At 45.6% G+C, this 21829-nt stretch carries 24 protein-coding genes, 2 tRNA genes, 1 pseudogene and 1 other annotated feature; of the genes and pseudogenes, 12 read left to right on the top strand and 15 right to left on the bottom strand.

The genetic code is table 11. The features are described 5' to 3' along the window. Nucleotides 1-91: 91 nt before the first annotated feature. A complete protein-coding gene (locus QT998_RS20050) occupies nt 92-385 on the bottom strand; it encodes a hypothetical protein (protein ID WP_265238746.1) in 294 nt (97 codons plus the stop codon). Nucleotides 386-715: 330 nt separating this feature from the next. Between QT998_RS20050 and zds the strand changes: the two genes are divergently transcribed. The 5 genes from zds to QT998_RS20025 all read left to right on the top strand — a co-directional run bounded on the left by zds (nt 716) and on the right by QT998_RS20025 (nt 5589). Beyond that, complete coding sequence (zds, locus tag QT998_RS20045) at nt 716-2152, top strand: 9,9'-di-cis-zeta-carotene desaturase (RefSeq protein WP_333090283.1); 1437 nt, start codon at nt 716-718, stop codon at nt 2150-2152. 261 nt (nt 2153-2413) lie between these two features. Continuing rightward, entirely contained in the window at nt 2414-2860 is a 447-nt protein-coding gene (locus QT998_RS20040; RefSeq protein WP_194013045.1) for an SRPBCC family protein, read from the top strand. Between the two features lie 244 nt (nt 2861-3104). Then, the gene (locus QT998_RS20035) at nt 3105-5132 is read left to right on the top strand and encodes a serine/threonine-protein kinase (RefSeq protein WP_333117297.1); all 2028 of its coding nucleotides are present in this window, start codon (nt 3105-3107) and stop codon (nt 5130-5132) included. A 162-nt stretch (nt 5133-5294) separates the two neighbouring features. Then, nucleotides 5295-5368 (top strand) — tRNA-Val (locus tag QT998_RS20030). Between the two features lie 74 nt (nt 5369-5442). Continuing rightward, nucleotides 5443-5589: a hypothetical protein gene (locus QT998_RS20025; RefSeq protein ID WP_333090285.1), complete on the top strand. Its 147-nt coding sequence runs from the start codon at nt 5443-5445 to the stop codon at nt 5587-5589. Nucleotides 5590-5599: 10 nt separating this feature from the next. On the opposite strand, the gene QT998_RS20020 is transcribed toward QT998_RS20025, so the two are convergent. Together QT998_RS20020 and QT998_RS20015 are read right to left on the bottom strand one after the other, a co-directional pair. Then, nucleotides 5600-5971 carry a PD-(D/E)XK motif protein gene (locus tag QT998_RS20020; RefSeq protein WP_333117299.1) on the bottom strand — a complete coding sequence of 124 codons (372 nt, stop codon included), beginning with the start codon at nt 5969-5971 and terminating at the stop codon, nt 5600-5602. Beyond that, the gene (locus QT998_RS20015) at nt 5931-6017 is read right to left on the bottom strand and encodes a hypothetical protein (RefSeq protein ID WP_333218132.1); all 87 of its coding nucleotides are present in this window, start codon (nt 6015-6017) and stop codon (nt 5931-5933) included. Before QT998_RS20015 ends, QT998_RS20020 begins: the two co-directional genes overlap by 41 nt. Nucleotides 6018-6400: 383 nt before the next feature. Here QT998_RS20015 and QT998_RS20010 point away from each other — a divergent pair. Next, nucleotides 6401-7357, top strand: a pseudogene (locus QT998_RS20010) (IS630 family transposase). Between the two features lie 119 nt (nt 7358-7476). Here QT998_RS20010 and QT998_RS20005 read toward each other — a convergent pair. Continuing rightward, nucleotides 7477-8385 carry a HEAT repeat domain-containing protein gene (locus QT998_RS20005; RefSeq protein ID WP_333117303.1) on the bottom strand — a complete coding sequence of 303 codons (909 nt, stop codon included), beginning with the start codon at nt 8383-8385 and terminating at the stop codon, nt 7477-7479. A 13-nt stretch (nt 8386-8398) separates the two neighbouring features. Beyond that, nucleotides 8399-9208, bottom strand: a complete 810-nt coding sequence (locus QT998_RS20000) for a pentapeptide repeat-containing protein (RefSeq protein WP_333117305.1) — start codon at nt 9206-9208, stop codon at nt 8399-8401. Between the two features lie 79 nt (nt 9209-9287). Between QT998_RS20000 and QT998_RS19995 the strand changes: the two genes are divergently transcribed. Further along, on the top strand, nt 9288-10196 hold the full coding sequence (locus tag QT998_RS19995; RefSeq protein WP_333117306.1) for a phosphodiester glycosidase family protein: 909 nt from the start codon (nt 9288-9290) through the stop codon (nt 10194-10196). A gap of 77 nt (nt 10197-10273) precedes the next feature. On the opposite strand, the gene QT998_RS19990 is transcribed toward QT998_RS19995, so the two are convergent. Together QT998_RS19990 and QT998_RS19985 are read right to left on the bottom strand one after the other, a co-directional pair. Next, nucleotides 10274-10843 (bottom strand): phycobilisome protein, encoded by a 570-nt coding sequence (locus QT998_RS19990; protein WP_333117308.1) that lies wholly within the window; start codon nt 10841-10843, stop codon nt 10274-10276. Nucleotides 10844-11083: 240 nt separating this feature from the next. After that, nucleotides 11084-11329, bottom strand: a complete 246-nt coding sequence (locus tag QT998_RS19985) for an acetyltransferase (protein WP_194012012.1) — start codon at nt 11327-11329, stop codon at nt 11084-11086. Nucleotides 11330-11424: 95 nt separating this feature from the next. Between QT998_RS19985 and QT998_RS19980 the strand changes: the two genes are divergently transcribed. From QT998_RS19980 to crtD, 5 genes are all read left to right on the top strand, one after another. Continuing rightward, nucleotides 11425-12081: a HEAT repeat domain-containing protein gene (locus tag QT998_RS19980; RefSeq protein ID WP_333090292.1), complete on the top strand. Its 657-nt coding sequence runs from the start codon at nt 11425-11427 to the stop codon at nt 12079-12081. Nucleotides 12082-12250: 169 nt separating this feature from the next. After that, nucleotides 12251-12985 (top strand): 15,16-dihydrobiliverdin:ferredoxin oxidoreductase, encoded by a 735-nt coding sequence (locus tag QT998_RS19975; protein WP_333090293.1) that lies wholly within the window; start codon nt 12251-12253, stop codon nt 12983-12985. 218 nt (nt 12986-13203) lie between these two features. Continuing rightward, complete coding sequence (locus QT998_RS19970; RefSeq protein ID WP_194012015.1) at nt 13204-13962, top strand: phycoerythrobilin:ferredoxin oxidoreductase; 759 nt, start codon at nt 13204-13206, stop codon at nt 13960-13962. Nucleotides 13963-14146: 184 nt separating this feature from the next. Then, nucleotides 14147-15220, top strand: coding sequence for a ribbon-helix-helix protein, CopG family (locus QT998_RS19965; protein WP_333218124.1), 1074 nt, complete (start codon nt 14147-14149; stop codon nt 15218-15220). A 181-nt stretch (nt 15221-15401) separates the two neighbouring features. Then, nucleotides 15402-17000 (top strand): C-3',4' desaturase CrtD, encoded by a 1599-nt coding sequence (gene crtD / locus QT998_RS19960; protein WP_333117312.1) that lies wholly within the window; start codon nt 15402-15404, stop codon nt 16998-17000. A 172-nt stretch (nt 17001-17172) separates the two neighbouring features. On the opposite strand, the gene rplL is transcribed toward crtD, so the two are convergent. From rplL to rplS, 8 genes are all read right to left on the bottom strand, one after another. Further along, on the bottom strand, nt 17173-17562 hold the full coding sequence (gene rplL / locus QT998_RS19955; protein ID WP_333090297.1) for a 50S ribosomal protein L7/L12: 390 nt from the start codon (nt 17560-17562) through the stop codon (nt 17173-17175). 104 nt (nt 17563-17666) lie between these two features. Further along, a complete protein-coding gene (gene rplJ / locus QT998_RS19950) occupies nt 17667-18269 on the bottom strand; it encodes a 50S ribosomal protein L10 (protein WP_333090298.1) in 603 nt (200 codons plus the stop codon). Nucleotides 18270-18298: 29 nt separating this feature from the next. Beyond that, nucleotides 18299-18470 (bottom strand) — a sequence feature (ribosomal protein L10 leader region). A 108-nt stretch (nt 18471-18578) separates the two neighbouring features. Further along, on the bottom strand, nt 18579-19292 hold the full coding sequence (gene rplA / locus QT998_RS19945) for a 50S ribosomal protein L1 (protein ID WP_194012020.1): 714 nt from the start codon (nt 19290-19292) through the stop codon (nt 18579-18581). Between the two features lie 294 nt (nt 19293-19586). Continuing rightward, a complete protein-coding gene (rplK, locus tag QT998_RS19940) occupies nt 19587-20012 on the bottom strand; it encodes a 50S ribosomal protein L11 (protein WP_006635588.1) in 426 nt (141 codons plus the stop codon). A gap of 3 nt (nt 20013-20015) precedes the next feature. Continuing rightward, nucleotides 20016-20654, bottom strand: coding sequence for a transcription termination/antitermination protein NusG (gene nusG, locus QT998_RS19935; RefSeq protein WP_194069689.1), 639 nt, complete (start codon nt 20652-20654; stop codon nt 20016-20018). Continuing rightward, nucleotides 20651-20884 carry a preprotein translocase subunit SecE gene (gene secE / locus QT998_RS19930; RefSeq protein WP_194012023.1) on the bottom strand — a complete coding sequence of 78 codons (234 nt, stop codon included), beginning with the start codon at nt 20882-20884 and terminating at the stop codon, nt 20651-20653. Before secE ends, nusG begins: the two co-directional genes overlap by 4 nt. Nucleotides 20885-21208: 324 nt before the next feature. Beyond that, nucleotides 21209-21281: transfer RNA gene (locus tag QT998_RS19925), tRNA-Trp, on the bottom strand. 134 nt (nt 21282-21415) lie between these two features. Then, on the bottom strand, nt 21416-21799 hold the full coding sequence (gene rplS, locus QT998_RS19920; protein ID WP_194069690.1) for a 50S ribosomal protein L19: 384 nt from the start codon (nt 21797-21799) through the stop codon (nt 21416-21418). Nucleotides 21800-21829 lie beyond the last annotated feature (30 nt).

Below are 21829 nucleotides of genomic sequence, written 5' to 3'. Positions count from 1 at the left end.
CGATCGCGAAAAGTGGAAAGCGATCTCGCCCTCCACTTTTCGAGATAAACTAGAATCTTAGCTTCTTGTGCTGGCTAAGGTTTGTTAAACCTTAGTCTGCGACATACCGCCAACCTTGGGGCTCATATTCGCGCTGAATTCGCACCATCCAATTACCTTCAGGAATTGCGATCGCATGGTGTTCTTCGTGACTCAATAAAGCTGTGGGCGAAAGCACTCGCAAGTACAGAGTACCGTCTTTTTCGTACAGTTCAGCTTGTCCCTCAATTATCTGGTGAGAATGTCCCGTGACTTCACCTTCGGCGAGAGTTAGGTGAGGTTTCTTTTCTCCTGCGATTTGCGGTACCGGGGTGAGAATTACGTCGCCTTGTCGGATGGGCTGCATAGGTTTTTTCTAATTTTTGTTTGCTGATGTCGATCGAGCTTTCGTACTACTATTTTATTGCCTCTTACGGTGGCATGACTGTTGAACAATTGAAAAAATATATCGATGAGCAAGATATATCTGTTGAATAAACAGACTTATTGTGCTTTGATGTCGTCATCCACCCTCTCACTGCTTAACGCTTGCGCTTGTAAGGTTGTAAGTCGGTGGAATCAAGCGCGTCACCGCACCTCCGATCCCACACCAATCGAGGCGACAAGCGTGGGGATTCCGGTGTTTTTAGCTAAAATTTGTTACAATTTGTAAAAATACTGGATAAGGAATTGTAAGATGCGGGTTGCGATCGCAGGTGCGGGACTGGCTGGAATGACCGCAGCAGTCGATTTAGTCGATGCTGGCCACGAAGTAGAAATTTTTGAATCTCGCCCCTTTGTCGGCGGCAAAGTAGGCAGTTGGGTAGATCCCGACGGGAATCATGTGGAAATGGGTTTGCACGTCTTCTTCGGCTGCTATTATAACTTATTTGCTCTGATGAAAAAAGTAGGAGCTTTTGACGATTTGCTCCTCAAAGAACACGTTCACACTTTTATCAATCGAGGGGGCGAAACTGGTTCTTTAGATTTTCGCTTTCCCGTGGGTGCTCCGTTGCACGGTTTAAAGGCATTTTTTACTACATCCCAACTATCAGTACAGGACAAAATTCAAAATGCGATCGCCCTCGGAACTAGCCCCATCGTCCGAGGTTTGATCGACTTTGACGGAGCAATGAAAACTATCCGCGATTTGGATAAAATTAGCTTTGCTGACTGGTTTCGCGGTCAAGGCGGCAATCAAAACTCCCTCAAAAGAATGTGGAATCCGATCGCCTACGCACTAGGTTTTATCGACACCGAAAATATTTCGGCCCGGTGTATGTTGACAATCTTCCAATTCTTTGCAACAAAAACCGAAGCCTCTATGATGCGGATGCTAGCCGGTTCTCCCAGCGAATATTTGCACAAACCAATTGTGGAATATTTGGAAAGCAAAGGAACCAAAATTCATACCAGGCGCAGAGTCCGAGAAATTCAGTTTCAAGAAGCAGCAGAAACGCGCGTCACAGGCCTGATAGTAGCGAACGGCGAAACCGAAGAAAATATCACCGCCGATGCCTACGTTTTCGCCTTAGACGTGCCGGGAATTCAAAAAATATTGCCGCCAGCTTGGCGTAAATGGTCGGAATTTGACAATATTTACAAATTGGATGCGGTGCCGGTTGCTACAGTACAATTGCGGTTCGACGGTTGGGTAACGGAACTGGAAGATGAAGCACAGCGCAAACAGTTGAGCCACGCTGTAGGAATTGATAATTTGCTATATTCAGCAGATGCAGATTTTTCTTGTTTTGCAGATTTGGCGCTGACAAGTCCCAAGGATTACTATAAAGAAGGACAAGGTTCTCTGTTGCAGTTGGTGCTGACACCGGGCGATCCGTTTATCAAACAAAGCAATGAGGCGATCGCCCAACACGTACTCAAGCAAGTTCAGGATTTATTTCCCTCAGCACGGGAATTAAACATGACTTGGTACAGCGTGGTTAAGTTGGCTCAATCTTTGTATCGCGAAGCACCGGGAATGGATGTTTACCGCCCCGCTCAAAAAACTCCTGTACCTAACTTCTTTTTAGCAGGAAGTTACACTCAGCAAGACTACATTGATAGCATGGAAGGTGCAACAATTTCCGGTCATCAAGCCGCTAAGGTAATTCTCGAAGTTTACGGTCATTAGTCATTAGTCATTAGTCATTAGTTGGTTGTTGGTTATTGGTTCCTATTTGTTGGTAATAATAACCAATAATATCGTTTCCGGTTGCATTGGAATTATATATTTCTATCTATCGACGAGAGTGCAAGCGTCCTCGATCGCTATTTAGGTAGCGATCGAGGACGCTCGCACTCTGATAATTCCGATGCTACCGGATTTGATATAACCAATTCCCCATGCCCTATGCCCCATTCCCCATTCCCAATCTAAAATATCTAAAATCCCATGACTGATTGGTTAGAACATAGCGTACAAGTAGAAGTGGCAATTCCTATCGAATTAGCGTGGGAACTTTGGTCAGATTTAGAACAAATGCCGCGCTGGATGAAGTGGATAGACTCTGTTCGCATTCTTGAAGATAACCCAGAATTATCTCGTTGGAAACTCGCAACGGGCGGGTTAGAATTTAGCTGGCTTTCGCGGATTCTGAAATTAGTACCGAATCAGATAATTCAGTGGGAATCGGTAGACGGTTTGCCGAATCGGGGTGCGGTGCGATTTTACGATCGCAAAAACAGCAGCATAGTCAAACTGACAGTGGCCTATGGAGTTCCCGGTTGGCTGGCAAAATTGATGGACAATTCATTTCTAGCGCGAGTTGTTGAATCGACTATTCAGGCTGACTTGGAAAGATTTAAAGAATATGCTCTGAATGTTAAAGCGAAAGCTTAAATTCTGAGGACTGAAGTCCAAACGATCGAGCCAGTTTGATGTTCGGACTTCAGTCCTTTAATTTTAATTTGTAACGCCATAGCCGAGATGTCTTGTACCTCAGTATCATAGAAATATGCTGCTGATTGCTTCTCGGTTCAGTTATGGTATCAGTTCTAAAAAAATGTAACTTCAGGCAACATCCAAACCTTGATGTTATCAGCCATCCCCCATCGAAAATCGAAAATCGAAAATCGAAAATGGTATGAGTTATTGCCTAAACCCCTCCTGTCAAAACCCGCAAAATGCCGATCGCACCCAATATTGCCTGAGTTGCGGCTCCAAACTGTTACTCAGAGAGCGTTACCGCGCCATCAAACCCCTCGGGCGCGGCGGTTTCGGCCGCACTTTTTTAGCAATAGACCAAGACAAACCCTCAAAACCGCGCTGTGCAATTAAACAGTTTTTCCCCCTATCCCAAGGAACCAGCAGCAGCGAGAAAGCAGCAGAATTATTCAACCGAGAAGCCGTGCGGCTGGACGAATTGGGGAAACACCCACAAATTCCCGAATTGCTGGCGCACTTTCAACAGGAACGCTATCAGTATTTAGTACAGGAATTTATAGAAGGTGAGAATTTACAGCAAGAATTACTGCGAAATGGGCCTTTGGGCGCCAATCAAATTTTGAGTTTGCTGAATGATTTATTACCAGTATTGCAGTTCGTGCACTCGCGCAGTGTCATTCACCGAGATATTAAACCGCCCAATATTATCCGCCGCCGTTTTTCTCAAACTCCAATAAATTATAGTTACCCAACTTTAACCGGGGAATTAGTTTTAGTTGATTTTGGCGCAGCCAAACTTGTGGAAGGTTTGAGAGAAACCGGTACAGTAATCGGTTCGCCGGAATTCGTCGCGCCGGAACAAATTAGAGGTCAAGCGGTTTATGCCAGCGATTTTTACAGTTTGGGTGTTACTTGCATTTATTTGCTGACTCAAGTATCTCCTTTTGATTTGTTCGATATCAATCAGGATGTTTGGGTTTGGCGAGATTTTTTGAAGGTTCAAATCCCTCCGAAATTAAGCCGCATTCTGGACAAAATGATCGAGTCGAGTCTCAGTCGCCGCTACAAATCTGTAGCTGAGATTCTCCAAGATTTGCAGCCGCAGCAGTCGCCTCCACAGGTTCCCCCGACTCCCGCGCCAATAGCAATTCCAGTGCCACAGACTGCGCCTGCTGTGCAGAATACGGTGCCGCCAACGGTTGCAGGCACGATTATACCTGTGCCCCGGAAGCAGCGGGTTTTGCCGGCCCGCGCGCCTACTTGGAGGTGCGTTCATACTCTGGTAGGGCATTCTAATGCTGTCACGTCGGTAGCTTTCAGTCCTGATGGGGCGACTTTGGCTAGCGGGAGTGAGGATAAGACGATTGAGATTTGGAAGTTGGAGGCGGGTAAGCGCTGGTACACTCTCACGGGCCATTCTGACTGGGTGACTTGTGTGGCGTTTAGTCCAGATGGTGCGACTTTGGCTAGCGGTGGTCGGGATAAGACGATTCAAATTTGGGATTTGAATAAGGGTAAGTGGTGGTACGCTTTGCGCGGTCATGAGGATCGGGTTTATGCTGTGGCGTTCAGTCGCGACGGTCAGGTTTTGGCTAGTGGTAGTCGGGACAAGACTGTGCAGTTATGGAATTTGAATAAGGGTAGGCCGATGTCGGTTTTGACTGGTCACGCTGGTGGGGTGGAGGCGGTGGCTTTTAGTCTTGGTGGGGAGTTTTTGGCTAGTGGTAGTCGGGATAAGACTGTGCAGTTGTGGGATTGGCGCAATGGTCGATCGATCTGTACTTTAGCAGAGCACGGGGATTGGGTGCGGGCGATCGCCTTTGCTGGAACCCCCCCCAGCTCCCTTGCCGGTCAGACCCCCCCCAGTCCCCCCTTGTTAAGGGGGGGAGTTGGAGAAGGATCATCGGTTTTGGTTAGTGGGAGTCGGGATGGTACGGCGAAGTTGTGGCGGGTGGATGCAGGGGGGGAAGGTACGCTGCTGCGAAGTATGAGGGACAATTCTGGGGATGTTTTGTGTGTGGCGTTTAGCCCGGATGGTGGGGTTTTGGCAACGGGGAGTCGGGATGGTTCGATTTATTTGTGGGATGCGGCGACGGGGGGTTTGCTGGAACTTCTGACTGGGCACGAGGGGGAGATTTTGTCGGTGGCGTTTAGTGCTGATGGGGGGTGTTTGGCTAGCGGTGGGGGCGATCGAACTGTGAAGATTTGGCGGAGAATTTGGTTGTAGGGCGATCGAACGGGATGCAGAAACCGGGTTTTTTGCGGAAAATACTTGCTTGTAGCCCTTGAGCCTGGTGCAAAACCCGGTTTCTGGGGCGGGAGTCGATAAATTTTTGAATATTTATGCTTGACAGGCGATCGAATGTTGTGCTAAGTTAGTAATCCGTGAGGACGCATAGCTCAGTTGGTTAGAGCACTACGTTGACATCGTAGGGGTCACTGGTTCGAGTCCAGTTGTGTCCATATTTTAAAGCCCGTTATGTAGCGGGTTTTGCTGTTTTTGGCGTTGGATTGTGTGGTAAGGGCGATCGCTTCAAGTGGTAGAGTTTGATATGGCAAGGGCGATCGCCCTTTGGCAAGAGGGTTTACCTGTTGTACCCGTGCGATTAAATGTCATTCATCAGCATTTAGAGGAGTTAAAGGGCAGGGCAAAATTGTCTGAGGTCTTCAGCAAAATGAATTAATTTGGCTTATTCACTCATGGCTGCCAATAATTACAGCAATTACATCTAATTCTGGTATTGAAAAGCGTCGGCACTCGGCAACGCTAATGGTGTAGCGAACATCGCCAACGCCATTTCGGAGATCCGCTTCAATAATTCTGGGAAAATCTCCCTCGACTTTGAAATAGTTAACTTCTCGTGGGGTATAGCCAATTTGTTCATAGTAGGGAATATGTATATCCAGATAGCCAACTTCAAAAAGGAGTATTTCTAATTCTTCCTTGGCTATAGGGTCGTTTTCGAGAAGTGATCTAAGACTGGCGACAATATCTGGTAGAGATTCACCTCTTTCTTGTCTAGCATCAAGGGATAGGTGCAGTAAAATCAGTAGGATTTTTATCAATTCCCCCTAAAATTTTACAGCCGGCATTCTGAAAACCTAAGCTCATCCCACCTGCACCGCAAAAAATATCGAGGACAGTAGGTAATTTTATATTTTTTGTTTCTGGTCTAAGTCCTAGCATTATCGATCAAAAAAAATACGCGATATTTTATAAGTTTACATTTATTTGTAACTAATTCATCATAAATTTTAAAATATGTATTTCATCTTGCAATATTGATATATAGCCTTTCTCAAAAATATGAGGTATCATGTTACTGACACTCACTCGTGAGGATCCAACAGAGAAAATCAGATCAAATCAACTAGAATTACATGGTTCAGTAAAGCCACACGAAAGCGATACCACACATGATAGCATTTATTTGACAGCACGAAAAAGTTGACTCATAACACGTTTACTTATACTCCTCTTCATACCTTGGTAAAATGAAAGCTTATTCGATTGATTTTAGGCAAAAGATCCTTGATACTTATCATACTGAACCGATTTCACAAAAAGCAATAGCTAAGCGTTTTTCGCTCTGCCCTCAGCTTTGTACAAAAATTGCTTAAACAATATCGTGAAACAAAAAACATTACTCCCCGAACTGACCGATGTGGAGTCAAGGGCAAACTGAATGCAGAGCAACTACTTATATTGGGGGAATTGATTGAAGTAAACAATGATGCAACTCTTGAAGAACTTCGTCCCAAACTTTATGGGAAAATTGGATTTTCCCTGAGTATATCGACAATAGCAAGAATGATAAAACTCTTAGATATTACTGTCAAAAAAAACTCTCTTCCCTTCGTGGCAAAGGCACCGATCGAGTTCAACTTCTGCGATGTGAGTTCTGGCAAAAAATTAAAGCGTAAGGTTTGAAAGACTTAATATTCATTGACGAATCAGGAGTTAATTTGGCAATAGTTAGGTTATATGCTAGAGCTTTGAAAGGTCAAAGAGCCCAGGGCCCAAGACCAACGAAACGTGGCAAAAATGGATTAATAATTGGAGCCCTGTCAGTCAAGGAAATTTTGACATCTGTTAATCTAATAGGCGGGACTGATGCAATTACATTTGAGGCTTTTATTATCAGAAAACTTGTGCCAAAACTATGGAAAGGGGCTTGTGTAGTCATGGATAATTGTTCTATTCACTTGGGAGAAGAAGTGAAAAAAGCTATCGAAAAACAAGGGGCAAGATTAATATACTTATCGACCTATTCACCAGATTTTTCACCAATAGAAAATCTGTGGTCAAAACTTAAAAATATTCTCCGTTCTATCAAGACTACTAATTATCAAGAATTAGCGAAAGCCATAGATTTGGCATTCAGTCAAGTTACATCATCAAATATTTTTAACTGGTTTACACACTGTTGTTATTGTACCTCACCTTTGTGAGAAAGGCTATATCATCTGCAGTCAATTACCAGTCATAAAAGTGTTTGTATGGAGGACTTTTCGTCCTCCATACAAACCAATTTTATGGTGGTCATTCTAGCGAACATGATATAAATTATCTATTCCCAATCATCAGTCTCAGACTGTTTGTGAATCTGAGAAATCGCCAACTGAATCACCTGCCTTACCTGCGCTTCCGATTCATTAACAAGTGCAGCTTCCAACGGTTCCAAAAGAACAGAAAACTCCGGCGGATATTCGCTAGTTCCAATTTTCATCAATGCTAGAGCCGCCGCTTTTCTACTTTCCCAACTTGCATGGTGCAGCAACTCAATTAAGTTAGAAATTGCAGGTTTGTAAGCCGTAATTCCCAAAGCCGATGCTGCTTCCACACGCACAATTTCCGCTGTGTCTGTGAGAGCATTAACTAACAGGTTGAATGCAGCTTCTTCGGGTTCTTCTTGAGCGATTTTGGCGATCGCCCCTACGACAGCAGCCCGCACCTCAACCGAATCCGACGCGATTTCCCGATACAAATATTTTTTTGCCTTCGAGCCGATAAAAGCCAAAGCCCAAGCCGCGTGTCCCTTAGTATTTTCAGAATGTTTTGGCGAAGCTAAAACTTCCAACAAATGCGGCACAGACGGTTCGCCCAACTGAGCGAGGGCTGCCGCCGACGAACCGTGGACAACAGTATCATCATCGTGCAAAAAAGCCTCTAACAGCGCCGGAAGGGCGACGGGATCGCCAATCAGAGTCAGCGTTTTAGCACTTGCTCTGCGGACGACAGGGTTGGGGTGGTGTGCTAGAGCTTCCACCAAAAAAGGAGTTGCTGGTTTGCCAATTAAGCCGAGGGTTTCGGCAAAATTCAGCCGCATCATTCCCCGCGAATCTCCCATACATTCGACCATCTTTTTGAGAAGTTCGCTATCGTTGGGATTGAAAGTTTGGAGAGATCTTTGTTCCCTCACCGTTTGCAGCAAAGCGTCACTTTCTGCTGGATCGATCGCTGTTTGAATGTTAGTCATGGGATTTGAGATGTTAAATTTTAGATTTTAGATTGATGTAATTCCTATCAAATTTAGCATCAGCGAGATTTGCACCTCTGAACGAAGTGTGCTGAGCATTTCTAATCTCTCCAACAATAGCAGAAAAAGACACAAACGACCACCAAAAATACAGCAGCGACACCAAACCGAAACACGTACCCCAAAACAGTTTGTGAGTGCTCAGAAAAGTGCTAGCAGTGGCAGAAAACAAAAAAGCTGCTCCGTAAGTCGTAACACTTCGGGCCGCTACGATCGCCACCTTAGCAAATTGGCGGCGAATCCTGGAATTCACAAAAAACATTAACACCCCGCCGATCGCCATTCCAGCAAGAGCAGCCTGAGAATTATTATTAGTTGCAGTCCCAGCATAGAAAAATCCCAACAAAGCCCCTGATAGAATAGCAGAAATTGTCCCCGCAAATCTACCGATTTTTGAGGTTGGTGGCTGTGTGCGGGCGATCGCCCCAGCCAACCCAGCAACGCTCAAAACCCCATACAGCAACAGCACAAAAGGCCAACTGCGAGAACCCAATACCTGTCCTTGGGTTCCTAAAATCAGTCTAGTCACAACATCGCCCACAACCAAACAAATCGCGATCGCCCCAGCACTCAAAACAGCAATCTGTCGCCCAGAAACCCCAATCTTCGCACCAATAAAATTAGCACCCTCCAACTGAGCATTTCTAAAATTGCAGCCACGAACATCCGCACCGCCAAAATCAGCACCGTTAAGAACTTGTCCTTGGAACGATCGATTTCGCAAAACTTGATTGCTAAAATTATGGACATCCGAATAACTCATATTTCTCTTCTCTTCCCTCTCTTTCCTTCCTTCGCGTCCTTCGCGTCTTCGCGGTTCGTTAAAAAATCTCCTTCACAAAATGAAACTAACCAATCCGCTCAAAATCAAACACATTTCACACATTCTCGGTTTCGGAATATTACTCGCACCAATACTAATCTATAACATTCCCTACTTTTCGCGTCCAGCACAAACAAACGAAACCCGATCGCTCTTTCAAGGAATAGCCTACCGCAAGGAATTCCGCTCAAATCCACGTTCCATCATGATTCACATTGTTAGCATCGACCTCAAAGCCCCAGGAATAGGAATTTTTGTCACCCCCGGAACTCCAACAGCCGATTTAACAGAAACCAACGCCCGCACCGCTACTGAATTTCTCAAAGAATTCAAATTGCAACTAGCAGTCAATGCCAATTTTTTTTATCCCTGCATTGAGGAAGCACCTTGGGATTATTATCCCCGCAGAGGCGATCGAGTGAATAACGTCGGACACGCCATTAGCAAAAGCCAAGCTTATTCCCAACCAGATTCAAACTTTCCCGCCCTTTGTTTTGACACCAAAAACCGCGCTCAAATAGTCGAAAACGGCAATTGTCCTGCGGGAACAGCCTATGGAATTGCGGGAGATACTTTACTGGTAAAAAATAGCAAAATAGTAGCACAAATTCAGGAAGAAAACAAACAAGATCAACTCTATCCCCGTGCAGTTGCGGCGATCGACCTCACAGGCAAAAAGTTGTGGTTAATTGTGGCAGACGGCAAGCAGAGGCTTTACAGCGAAGGGCTGAAGTTGAGCGAAATCACAGAGATTGCGATGCAGTTGGGAGCCGATACAGTGCTGAATTTGGACGGTGGTGGTTCGGTCACTTTGGCAGTAGCATCGCCATCAGGAGCAAAACTGTTGAATGCTCCGATTCAGAATAAAATCCCCATGCAGGAACGTCCAATTTCTAATCATTTAGGGTTTTATGCGTGGGAAAATTAGGGTTGCAAATTGCGGTTTTTATCCAGCTAATTGTATGGTAGGTAATGCGCCCCATACAATTAGCTAATGTTCAGTTTTTAACTAAACTGGCTCATTTTCGCAATCAAATGGTCGAAATAAGGAGCTAATTTTGCTGCATCGCCCGCATCGCACCGCTTCAAACTAGCAGCCTTAATTCCTTGCAAACCTATAACCATTGCAGGCAAAGGAACGCCCAATTCTTGATATAATAAATTCATGTTGTGCAGCCCTTTATCGCTGGTAAATTCTGGCGTATTTCCCGCAATTCCATAGGTAATGCAGCGCAGAAAATGCCAGAAATCTCGCCAACAAGCCTCCGCCCTAGCTGGGGGATAAAGGTCGCCTCCGGGTTCAGAAATATTTGGATATGCCGCTAAAACTTGTTCCCTGGCTTCCGATACAATATCCGCCGCACTGTCGCGCAGGAACTTTACAGTATTAATTAATGTTGGTTCGGATGAGTTAAGTTGCTGCAAATCTTCATCGGTGAGATAGCGACCTGTGTCGTCAGCAGCTTGAATCAGTTGAATTTCTGCGGGAGAATGGGAATTTTCCCAGGTGGCTAGGTTGACTATTCGGGCTTTCGGGATTAATTCTTTGGCTTTTTCGCTTAATTGGAGAGTCATAGATCAATAGATAGTGGATAATTACTAGGAGAAGGCATATTGAAATTTTACCAGAAGGGCGATCGGCATTATCTCAAATGAACCTAAATCAGGAGTAGCATAATTACATATTGTTTCAGAATACCGGGCTGTTGAAACCGCGTTTAGACAAACAAAAGCAATGCCAAGCGGGTGAAAAAATGGGCGGTAAAAATTAGGTTATTTTCTCTTAGTCCGCTTGGCTCGGACATTGTTTGACGCTTACGCAGTTTCAACCGCCGTATTATTATCTTGGGGTTGCGATCGCAAATTGGCTAGCGCCCCGTCGATATAAACTATCTCTGGGTGATTTTCCAACTGCTTCATCACTGCTTGCTTGGGCATTTTTACCTTTTTAGCCATTTCCAAGGTATCGTCGATCAGCCGTTGGCGGTATTGCTCCAACTCAGCAATTACTTCCTGAACGTCTTCTGGTGTTGAAGTTTCAGCCTCTAAATTTGCAGACATAATCTAATAACTGAATTTTTTATAATTTTCCCAAAATCCGGCAAGAATTGTTAAAATTGTCAAGAAAAGTAACAAAAATATATTTAAATTGGCTCATGGAAATTAGCGAAATCGAAGCAGCGCTGGAAAGTTCGGATTCTAAAGACAGGCTGCGGGCGATAACGGCTTTGAGAAAGTGCGATGCTGCGGTGGCGCTGCCGGTGTTGCTGACGAAGGTGGACGATCCTGAGTTCATGGTACGATCGTTCGTGGCGATGGGATTGCGCCAGAGTAAAACTGCGGAATCTTTCGCGGCGCTGTTAAAAATGATGCAGTTCGATCGCGATCCGAACGTGCGAGCAGAAGCCGCTAACTCTGTGTCAATGTTTGGCACCGAGGCAATTCCTCACTTGGTGGAAGCTTTTCGCCGCGATGACAATTGGCTCGTCCGCCGCAGTATCATGGCTCCCATGTACGAAATGCAGTGTCCTGATGCCATATTAGAAATTTGTACGATCGGTCTAGCGGGCGAAGATATACCAGTGCAGGATGTGGCGATGGACGGATTGGGCATCCTGGCAAATACGGAGAAAGCAGAAGAAGCATTGCAGCAATTGTTACCTCTAGTGAGCGCCGAATACTGGGAAACTCGGATGCGAGTTGCGCGGGTGCTGAGAAAATTTGACAATCCTCAAGCTCGCGCTGCTGTGAGCTATTTGGCAAAAGATCCCGATTTTCGGGTGGTAGGTGCAACTTTGGAAACTTCGCTTTAAAAACGCTGGTTTTGAAATCTACAAGCCCGTCGCACTTCATACCCGCCCTGAGATTAGCCCGATCGCCCTTCATAATGTTACGGATTGTTACTTTGTTTTTAATAAACGAGACGTGAGCCGACCGCATCCTTTACGATCGCAAGAGTTTTGCCACCTGAGTTAATTCGCCATGTACCAGCCTTTTCGGGAATACCTAGAGCAAGAGCTGTTTCAAAGGTTTGATTTGCAAAGTCGCCCCATTCCCTCCGGGTTGGAAGTCAATGTCAGCGAGCGCGGCAAAACCCCAGCTAAAATCCGCAGTTGGTCTTACGAATGCCCGCAATTGCGAAAAATTCGCTACACTTACATCGATGCAGGTGAAGCAGCTCAAGTTTTTAATTGCGTGATTTATCCCAATCACAATTACGATTTGCCTCTGTTGGGAATTGACCTCTTGTCTTTTGGCAAGAAGAAAATTTTAGTAGTTCTCGACTTTCAGCCGCTCTTTAGAGATGAAGCTTATATAGCAAAATACGTTCAACCTCTACAATCGCTCCGCGACAAGTATGACGATTTGGCACAAAATTTAGAAATGAAATTTTATGACGCCAATCAGTATTTTTCAAAATACTTGCTGTTCGCCAAAACTGATGCGGAAACTGTAGAAAATCGGGTATATCCAGCTTATAAAGACTATTTGGATTTGTACTGGAAAATGCTGTCGTCCGCACAACCGCTGACTGACCAAGAAGATATCCAGCGCATCGTTAAAGCTCAAAAAGATTACGACCAGTACAGCGCAGACAGAGACCCGGCTTCGGGCTTGTTTAGCAGTTATTTTGGTCACGAATGGGCAGAAAAATTTCTTTACGAATTTTTGTTTGAAGATGCTGTGCCTTTAGCTGTCGCCGCTGGCACGCGATGACCGCTGAATTTACATGGATTTTTCCAACAAAGTTCGATCGTTCGGACTTCAGTCCTTAAAGTCAAGGTTTAAAAGGGACTAAAGTCCTGACTGCGAACCTCGAAAGAAGGACTAAAGTCCTGACTGCGAACCTCGGAAGAAAAACTAAAGCCATTACTACAAACCTGTTGATTGAAGAAGTCTAATCTAAAATCTAAAATCTAAAATCTAAAATCGATATGACTCTTTATCAACCTTTTTTAGATACGGCGATTGCTCTGATGAAAAATCGGTTAGACTTACAGTCTTACCCGATTCCAGAAGGGTTTGAACTTAAGGAAGCTACTGTCGGCAAAGGGAAAAATCAAGAAGAAATCGTAACTACCAGTTATGCTTTTTCATCCCCGAAACTGCGGCAAATTCGCGCGGCTCACGTCCAAGGCGGCAACAGCTTGCAAGTTCTGAATTTTGTGATTTTCCCGCATCTTAACTATGATTTGCCGTTTTTTGGCGCGGATTTGGTAACGCTTCCGGGCGGTCATTTAATTGCTCTGGATATGCAGCCTTTGTTTGGCGGGGATGCTGACTACGAGGCTAAGTATACTGCGCCGATCGCGCAAATGTTTCAAGCTCATCAACCGCACCTTCCCTGGGGCGGAGATTTTCCAGAAGAAGCCAAACAGTTTTTCTCACCGGCGTTTCTGTGGACTCGCCCCAAGGAAACGGAAGTTGTGGAAACTCGGGTTTTTGCAGCATTCAAAGACTATCTCGCTGCTTATTTGGATTTGGTCGATCGCGCCGAACCCGTGACAGATAGCGCAAAGTTAGATAGTATCTTACAAGCTCAACTGCGCTACCTGCGGTATCGTGCCGAAAAAGACCCCGCCCGGGGAATGTTTAAACGGTTCTACGGCGAGGAATGGACGGAAGAGTACATTCATGGCTTTTTGTTCGATTTGGAACGGAAGCTGCCACAAGCTGCCACAATTGGTAAGTAATATCAAATCTGTTAGCATCGGAATAGTAAATTCACTGTTGACTGTTGACTGTTAACCGTTAACAGGTAACAGTTAACAGTTAACATCATTCCGGTGCAACCGGAATTGATATAACAAGAATTAATTTTAAGAGATGTTTCAGCCACTACACTAATAAGTGTAGGTTGGCATGAGGAAAATGCCAATGGTCAAAAAAAATCGCAATGTAGTTAGTTCAAATTCAGAAAGCAAAGTCAAAGTCGGACTTTCGCTGACTCCTTCTAGTGCCGATAGATTGAATACGATCGCTCGCAAGCTGGGAATATCGAGGTCAGAACTACTAGAACGCTTGGCAAAAGGCGCTTTAGATATTTCTAAGGACAAAAGTGAAGTTAGTATCACTTGGAAAAAAGATGAAGAAGGTGCGATCGATACTGCTGACTTAGCAGAGGAAACCGCCGAAGGAAGCCAAATTAATGAGGCTGTAACGGCAGAAACTCTATCGCCCAAGGTAAGCATACAGCCGAATCCGCTGCAAGAAAGTTACGACGCTTTGCAGCAGCAATTGAGCGAAAAAGAAAGCGCCCTGGCATCTTTGCAGCAGCAATTAGCGGAAAAACAAAATCTAGAACAGCAATTGCCGGAAACTGTAGCTAAGTCGAGTTACGACGCTTTGCAGCAGCAATTGAGCGAAAAAGAAAACGCCCTGGCATCTTTGCAGCAGGAATTGGCAGCCTCCAAGCAAAATGTCGAAAGTCAATTGCCGGAAACTGTCGCTAAGTCGAGTTACGAAACTTTGCAGCAACAGTTGAGCGAAAAAGAAAACGCCCTGGCATCTTTGCAGCAGGAATTAGCCTCCAAGCAAAATGTCGAAAGTCAATTGCCGGAAACTGTCGCTAAGTCGAGTTACGAAACTTTGCAGCAACAGTTGAGCGAAAAAGAAAACGCCCTGGCATCTTTGCAGCAGGAATTAGCCTCCAAGCAAAATGTCGAAAGTCAATTGCCGGAAACTGTGTCGAAGTCGAGTTACGAAGCTTTGGAGCATAAGTTGGCAGAAAAGTCAAGTGCGATCGACAACTTCCAAGCTCAACTGACCAAGTTGCCATATCTAGAAAATCAATTGAGCCAGAGTGCTGCCAAACAGCGAAATTATGAGGCTTTGCAGCAACAGTCTCAAGAACAGATCAAAACCATCAAAGCTTTACGGGAACAGCTAGGTCAAATGCAGGCTGTGGCTGGGATTGGTGAAGCTTATCTCAACAAGTGGCGCCGCCCTTAATTCTCCGATAGGCTGCGACAAAAACTTTAATGCTTCGGGTGAACCCCGCACGCATTACCTCTGAAACGTCCTCTCAACTCGGACGCAAGCTCTTGTAGCGATAGATTTCAATCTGTCGCCACAAGAGCTTTTTATTGCAAAATATGAGCATAATATTAAGAAATATTACAATAAATAAATTATGAGAGCCGATCGCCCCCCTGAGAGCAAACCCAGTCCAGCAGAGACAACAAAGGGCCGCGTCACGGTAATTGGAGGCGGAATCGGCGGGCTGACAGCAGCTGCTCTGCTAGCCCGCAGAGGATACCAAGTGCTAGTCTTAGATCAGGCGATCGTCCCTGGAGGATGCGCTTCCACCTTCAAACGCCAAGGCTTTACCTTCGATGTGGGCGCGACGCAGGTTGCAGGATTGGAACCCGGAGGGATTCACCACCGAATTTTCTCGGAATTAGATATCGAACTTCCCGCCGCCACGCCCTGCGATCCCGCTTGTGCGGTGTTTTTGCCTGGAGAAACTGCACCGATTAGCGTCTGGCGAGATCCGCAAAAATGGCAGGAAGAAAGACAGCGGCAATTTCCCGGTAGCGAACGTTTTTGGCAATTATTATCTACATTGTTCCAAGCTAGCTGGAATTTTCAAGGGCGCGATCCAGTTTTGCCGCCTAGAAATTTCTGGGATTTTTGGCAATTAATTCAAGCAGTTCGCCCTGATACTTTAATTACTTTGCCTTTCACTTTTATGACGGTGGGTGATGCTTTGCGCTTGTGCGGGTTGGGGGACAATTTGCGCTTGAAAACTTTTCTGGATTTACAGTTAAAATTGTATTCTCAAGTCGATACTGAAGAAACGGCGTTGCTGTACGCGGCGACGGCTTTAGGAGTTTCCCAAGAGCCGCAGGGATTGTATCATTTACAAGGAAGTATGCAGGTGTTGAGCGATCGACTCGTAAGCGCGATCGAGCTTTACGGTGGCAAAGTGCTGTTGCGGCATACTGTCGAAAGCATTGTCACCAGTAACGGGAAAGCCACAGGTACAGTGATTCGCAATCAAAAAACCAGCGAAGTTTGGACAGAAACTGCCGATCGCATTGTTGCCAATGTCACCGCCCAAAATCTAGTTAAATTATTGTCAAGCGAGCCAATTTTAGAAACTTTAACAGATAATTCAGACACAACAAATCAAATCCCAACTCAAATGGCAGGCTACAAATATCGAGTTGATAAATTGCCGCCCGCATCCGGTGCATTTGTCATATATTTGGGAGTGCATGAAAGCGCAATTCCGGCAAATTGTCCGCCGCACCTGCAGTTTCTTTACGACTACGACGGCGAGATAGGGGAGAATAATTCCTTATTTGTTTCTGTCAGTCATCCGGGCGACGGCCGAGCACCGCAGGGAATGGCGACTGTGATTGCTTCGTCTTTTACTGATACTCGAATGTGGTGGAATTCCGCTGATTATGAAGGATTGAAGCAAAAGTATACCGCAGGGGCGATCGCCCGTTTGAGCGAATATTTCAATTTGACGCCAGAGTCGATCGTACACCAAGAAGCCGCCACACCCCGCACCTTTGCCCGCTACACAGCGAGAGATAGAGGTGTTGTGGGTGGCATCGGGCAGCGAATACCAACCTTCGGCCCCTTCGGATTTGCCAACCGCACACCCATTAAAAACTTGTGGTTAGTGGGCGACTCCACCCATCCGGGAGAAGGCACAGCCGGTGTTTCCTATTCTGCTTTAACAGTAGTGCGGCAAATGGAAGCCGCCTCTAAAATCTAAGAGGACACAGCAAGGCCGTTTCCCTACACCAAAAATAATTAATCGCGCGAGAGATGTAACTATCGCGCGATTAATTTTAGGGAATAGTTAACAGTCAACAGTCAACAGTTAACAGTTAACAGTCAGCCATCATTCCGGTGTCACCGGAATTGATATCAACTAAATTCTCTGACTACTTGATAGAAATTTTTGCGCCCACAGCTTCAAGCTGTTTCTTCATTTCTTCAGCAGCTTCCTTAGCAATAGCTTCCTTAACTGCTTTCGGTGCGGCTTCTACCAAATCTTTTGCTTCCTTCAGGCCCAGACCGGTAATTGCGCGGACTTCCTTCAGAATGGCGATTTTCTTGTCAGCAGGAACTTCTTCGAGCATCACAGTAAATTCAGTTTGCTCTTCTACTGCTTCAGCGGGGGCTGCTGCGCCGCCGCCCATCATCATCATGCCGCCTACAGGAGCAGCAGCGCTGACGCCGAAAGCTTCTTCAATTTGCTTGACCAATTCAGAAGCTTCGAGCAAGCTCAGAGTCTTCAATTTTTCCAAGATTTCGTCGGTTGCAGTAGACATTCGTTAAACTCCTAGTTTGATTTGATTAATTGTCAGTTGTCAGTTGTCAGTTGTGAATTTTAAGTTCGAGATTTCTCAATTCAAAACTCAAAATTCAAAACTATCTAAGCAGATGCGCTTTCTGCTTCTGCTGGTGCTTCTGCTGGTGCTTCTACTTCTGCTTCTGCTGGTGCTTCTGCTGCATCGCCGTCTTTTTCAGCATAGGCTTTGAGACCGCGTGCGATCGAAGTAGGAACTTGATTGATACCCACAGCCAACTTGGTTGCGACGCCGTTGATTGCGCCAGCAATTTGAGCCATGAGTTGTTCTTTCGACGGCAGATCAGCTAATGCTTTAATATCAGCTTCTTTCAGTACCCGTCCTTCCATCACGCCGCCGCGAAGTTCAGTCTTCTTGGAAGCTTTTTGGAATTCTTGGTAAGCTTTAATCGCGCCGCCAATATCTTCTTGCACGAACATAAACGCTGACGTACCTGTCAGCAATTCCTGCATCGGCTGCCATGTTTCATTGCCTTCAACAGCAATGTGCATTAGCGTGTTCTTGGCCACTTGGCAACTGCTGCCTTTCGGACGCAAGCGCCGCCGCAAATCTGTGATTTCAGCAACAGTTAAGCCTTTGTAGTCGATCGCGATTACCAATTGAGATTCGCTCAAGGTTTGCTTGAGGTCTGCAATAATCTCATTTTTTACTGCTAAACTTTTGCCCATACTTATTTCACCTCCTTTTAGGATCTCAAACTGCCAATCAAAAACCCCAACCTTATAGCCGGGGCAGAGAATTAAAAATTAAGAATTAGGAATTAAAAGATAGAACTTTTTAATTTATTTTCTTGAGTTTTTATTTCTTCAGCCTCGGCAGGAAATTAAGCGCTCGGCACCTGCGGTCTTGGGCTTATGGATTTTTGATTAGGCTATCATCAGAAGGCAGACATTAGCAAGGGTATAGTCCAAATCTCGTGAGAGATTTATACAAACAACCGAAGCTGTCTTTTACTTCTGCCTTCTGCTTAATTCTTTCTAGGCACCATCAAGTTTGGTATCGCGCAGGGCACTGATATCGACTTCGATCGATGGGCCCATTGTTGCGGATATGTACAAACTGCGCCAGTAGCGACCTTTTGCGCCCGAAGGACGGTTGCGGTCAACAGTTTCTTGCAAAGCATGAAGGTTGACCAGCAAATCTTCCGCTGAGAAAGCTGCCTTGCCAAACATAACATGAACGATGCCTGTGCGATCGGCACGAAATTCTAGTTTACCACCTTTAAACTCGTTGATGGCCTGAGCAATGTCAGTCGTGACCGTGCCACCTTTCGGAGAAGGCATCAAACCGCGCGGCCCCAACAATCGGCCCAATTTTGCCACCAACGGCATTACGTCAGGGGTAGCAATCAGACAATCGAAGTCCATCATGCCCTTCTGAATATCTTCGATCAACTCTTCGGAACCAGCAAGATCCGCGCCGGCATTCAGAGCTTCTTTAACTTTTTCGCCCTTAGCAATCACCGCAATTCTGACTACTTGACCAGTGCCTTTTGGCAGCGACACAGTTGTCCGCAACTGTTGGTCAGTATATTTAGGGTCAATTCCCAAACGGATGTGAGCTTCAGCAGCTTCGCCAAACTTAGCGGTTGCTGTTTCTTTCAAAAGTTGCAGAGCTTCCAGCGGTTCGTAGGGTCTCTCTTCTACTTTCTTTTGAAGTTCTTGCAGTCTTCGCGATACTTTCTTTGCCATTTTTATCTCTGGGGTCAGTCGATTTTGGATTTGAGATTTTAGATTTGCGATTGAACCATTTGGCTCATTTCGTACCTAAAAAATTTGCGATTCCTAGCGAAGCTTTGCTTCTCCCCCTGAATCGATCGATTTTGGATTTGAGATTTTAGATTTTAGATTGAAAATCAGGAATTTTGAATTAGCAATTTAGGATTTAAGACTGACAAGTAAGAATTGCGAATCAGAAAAAAAATTTCCCTCTTTCCTCTTCCTTCTTCCCTCTTCCCTCTTCCCTCTTCCTTCTTCCTTCTTCCTTCAATCTGCGATCGCCACGCCCATGTTTTTAGCTGTTCCAGCCACAATTTTCATTGCTGCTTCAACATCATTAGCATTGAGGTCAGGCATTTTGGTTTCAGCGATTTCTCGCAACTGAGCCTGTGTAATTGTCCCTACTTGCTTGCGGTTAGGTTCACCCGAACCCTTAGCAATGCCAGCAGCTTTTTGAATCAAAACCGAAGCGGGGGGGGTTTTGAGAATAAACGTAAAACTGCGGTCTTCAAAAACCGAAATTTCTACCGGAACCACAAGACCAGCTTGGTCTGCGGTTCTAGCATTGTACTCCTTGCAAAACATCATAATATTGACGCCGTGCTGACCCAAGGCTGGGCCGATCGGAGGAGCTGGGTTGGCTTTTCCCGCCGTAATCGCCAACTTAATTACTGCAACAACTTTCTTTGCCATTAGTTAGTTCTGTTTCTGAACCTGATTGAACTCCAATTCTACAGGCGTATCGCGCCCAAAAATCGAGAGTAAAACTTTGAGCTTGTTCCGTTCCGGGCTCACTTCAATCACGTCACCTTCAAAATCCTTAAACGGCCCGGAAAGTACCACAACGTGGTCTCCTGTCGCCATCGATACTTTGACAACTGGTTCTGATTCCTGAGCGTTTCTGAAGATCCGTTCTACTTCCGAATGACTCAGAGGTAGCGGTTTGACGTGACCTCTGCCGCGCCCGTAGCGGCGTTTCTGCTCTGCCCCGACAAAATTAATTACATTCGGGGTATTTTTGATCACCTGCCACGTATCTTCGTCCATAAACATACGGATGAGTACGTAGCCGGGGAAGATTTTTTCATCGGACTGCCGCCTGGAACCGTCTTTACCGACTTTGATCGCCGGAGTTTGCGGAATTTCTACTTGAACGATGCGATCGGCAACATCCAAGGTTTGAATCCGCTGATCCAAGTTAGCCTTCACCCGCTTTTCGCAGCCAGAGGCAACTTGAACAGCATACCAGCGAGCATCAATTTCCGGCACATCTGCCGATGAAGCTTGTCCCGTCGCTTCTGTGGAATAATCAGATTCTTCTGATGCAAAAGTCATGGCCCAAACACCTTTCCTGCGCCCCAGTTAAAGAAGTTATCCACCAAATAGATCAGGCTTGCTGAAAGGATTACCATCAAAAGCACGGCCAAAGACTCGCTAATTAGCTGCTGGCGACTAGGCCACACCACTTTGTCGAGTTCTTCTCTAGTGTCTTTTAAAAAACCCACAGGATCAAACCCAGACGCCGCGATCTCTTGAGTTTCTTGAGCTTCGTCTTTTTTCGCCACGATCGAATCCCCCTTGCGATTTTAGATTGTAGATTTTAGATTGTGTGAGTGGCTCGCGGCTCTTTGATTTTTTGACACTAACCACTTACGCCCAAGTCCAAAATTTCAAATCCAAAGCCAGCACTTTTTTACAAGCTAAATCCATCAACGGTATAAGTGCCGATCGCTCTTAAGGGCGATCGAGAGACCACACCGAGCATTTGTTGATGGCATTTTTTGCGAACCGCCCACAAAAATTAATTCTACCCGAAAACTTGCGGTTTAGGCTGTTTCCAGCCAATAATCCGGGCGCTTTCGGGCAGAATTTCAAGTTTGGTGATTCAGCGCGCCCTGGAGGACTTGAACCCCCGACATCAGGTTTTGGAGACCTGCGTTCTACCAACTGAACTAAGAGCGCACAGGTGAGGTTGCTGAAACTCGCTTAACCTCTAGATTTCTATTTTAACACAGTGCGCTCGGAAATGGGAAACTTTTTTTTGAAATTTTTCAATTTCCCATTTTCCATGAACAAAAGGAAAGCTTGGTGCATTCCTACAGAGAGCGATCGAACCGCTGTTTGACCCGAGTTGCCTTGCCCACGCGATCGCGCAGGTAGTAAAGTTTGGCTCTGCGGACTTTCCCGCGGCGCATGACTTGGATCGTAGCGATGCGGGGCGAGTGAATCATAAACACCCGTTCCACACCCACGCCCTGAAGCACGCGGCGCACGGTGATTGTTTCATTAATGCCGCCGTTTCGCATCGCAATCACAGTCCCTTCGTAGGGCTGAACCCGTTCTTTAGAACCCTCTTTAATTTTCACGCCGACGCGCACTGTGTCGCCCACGTAAATTTGGGGGAGTTGTTTATTTAGTTCTTGCTTGACTCTATTGATTTCTTCCGTTTCGATAGAACGGATTATTTCTGCGCCTTTCATGGGATTTACCAAAACTCACAATCCCTTATC

It is taken from the genome of Microcoleus sp. S1D4 (assembly GCF_036700765.1).
In the GTDB taxonomy this organism is placed as follows: domain Bacteria; phylum Cyanobacteriota; class Cyanobacteriia; order Cyanobacteriales; family Microcoleaceae; genus Microcoleus.
The sequence above is the reverse complement of the archived record's forward strand: the minus strand, read 5'-3'. Positions and strand labels throughout refer to the sequence as shown.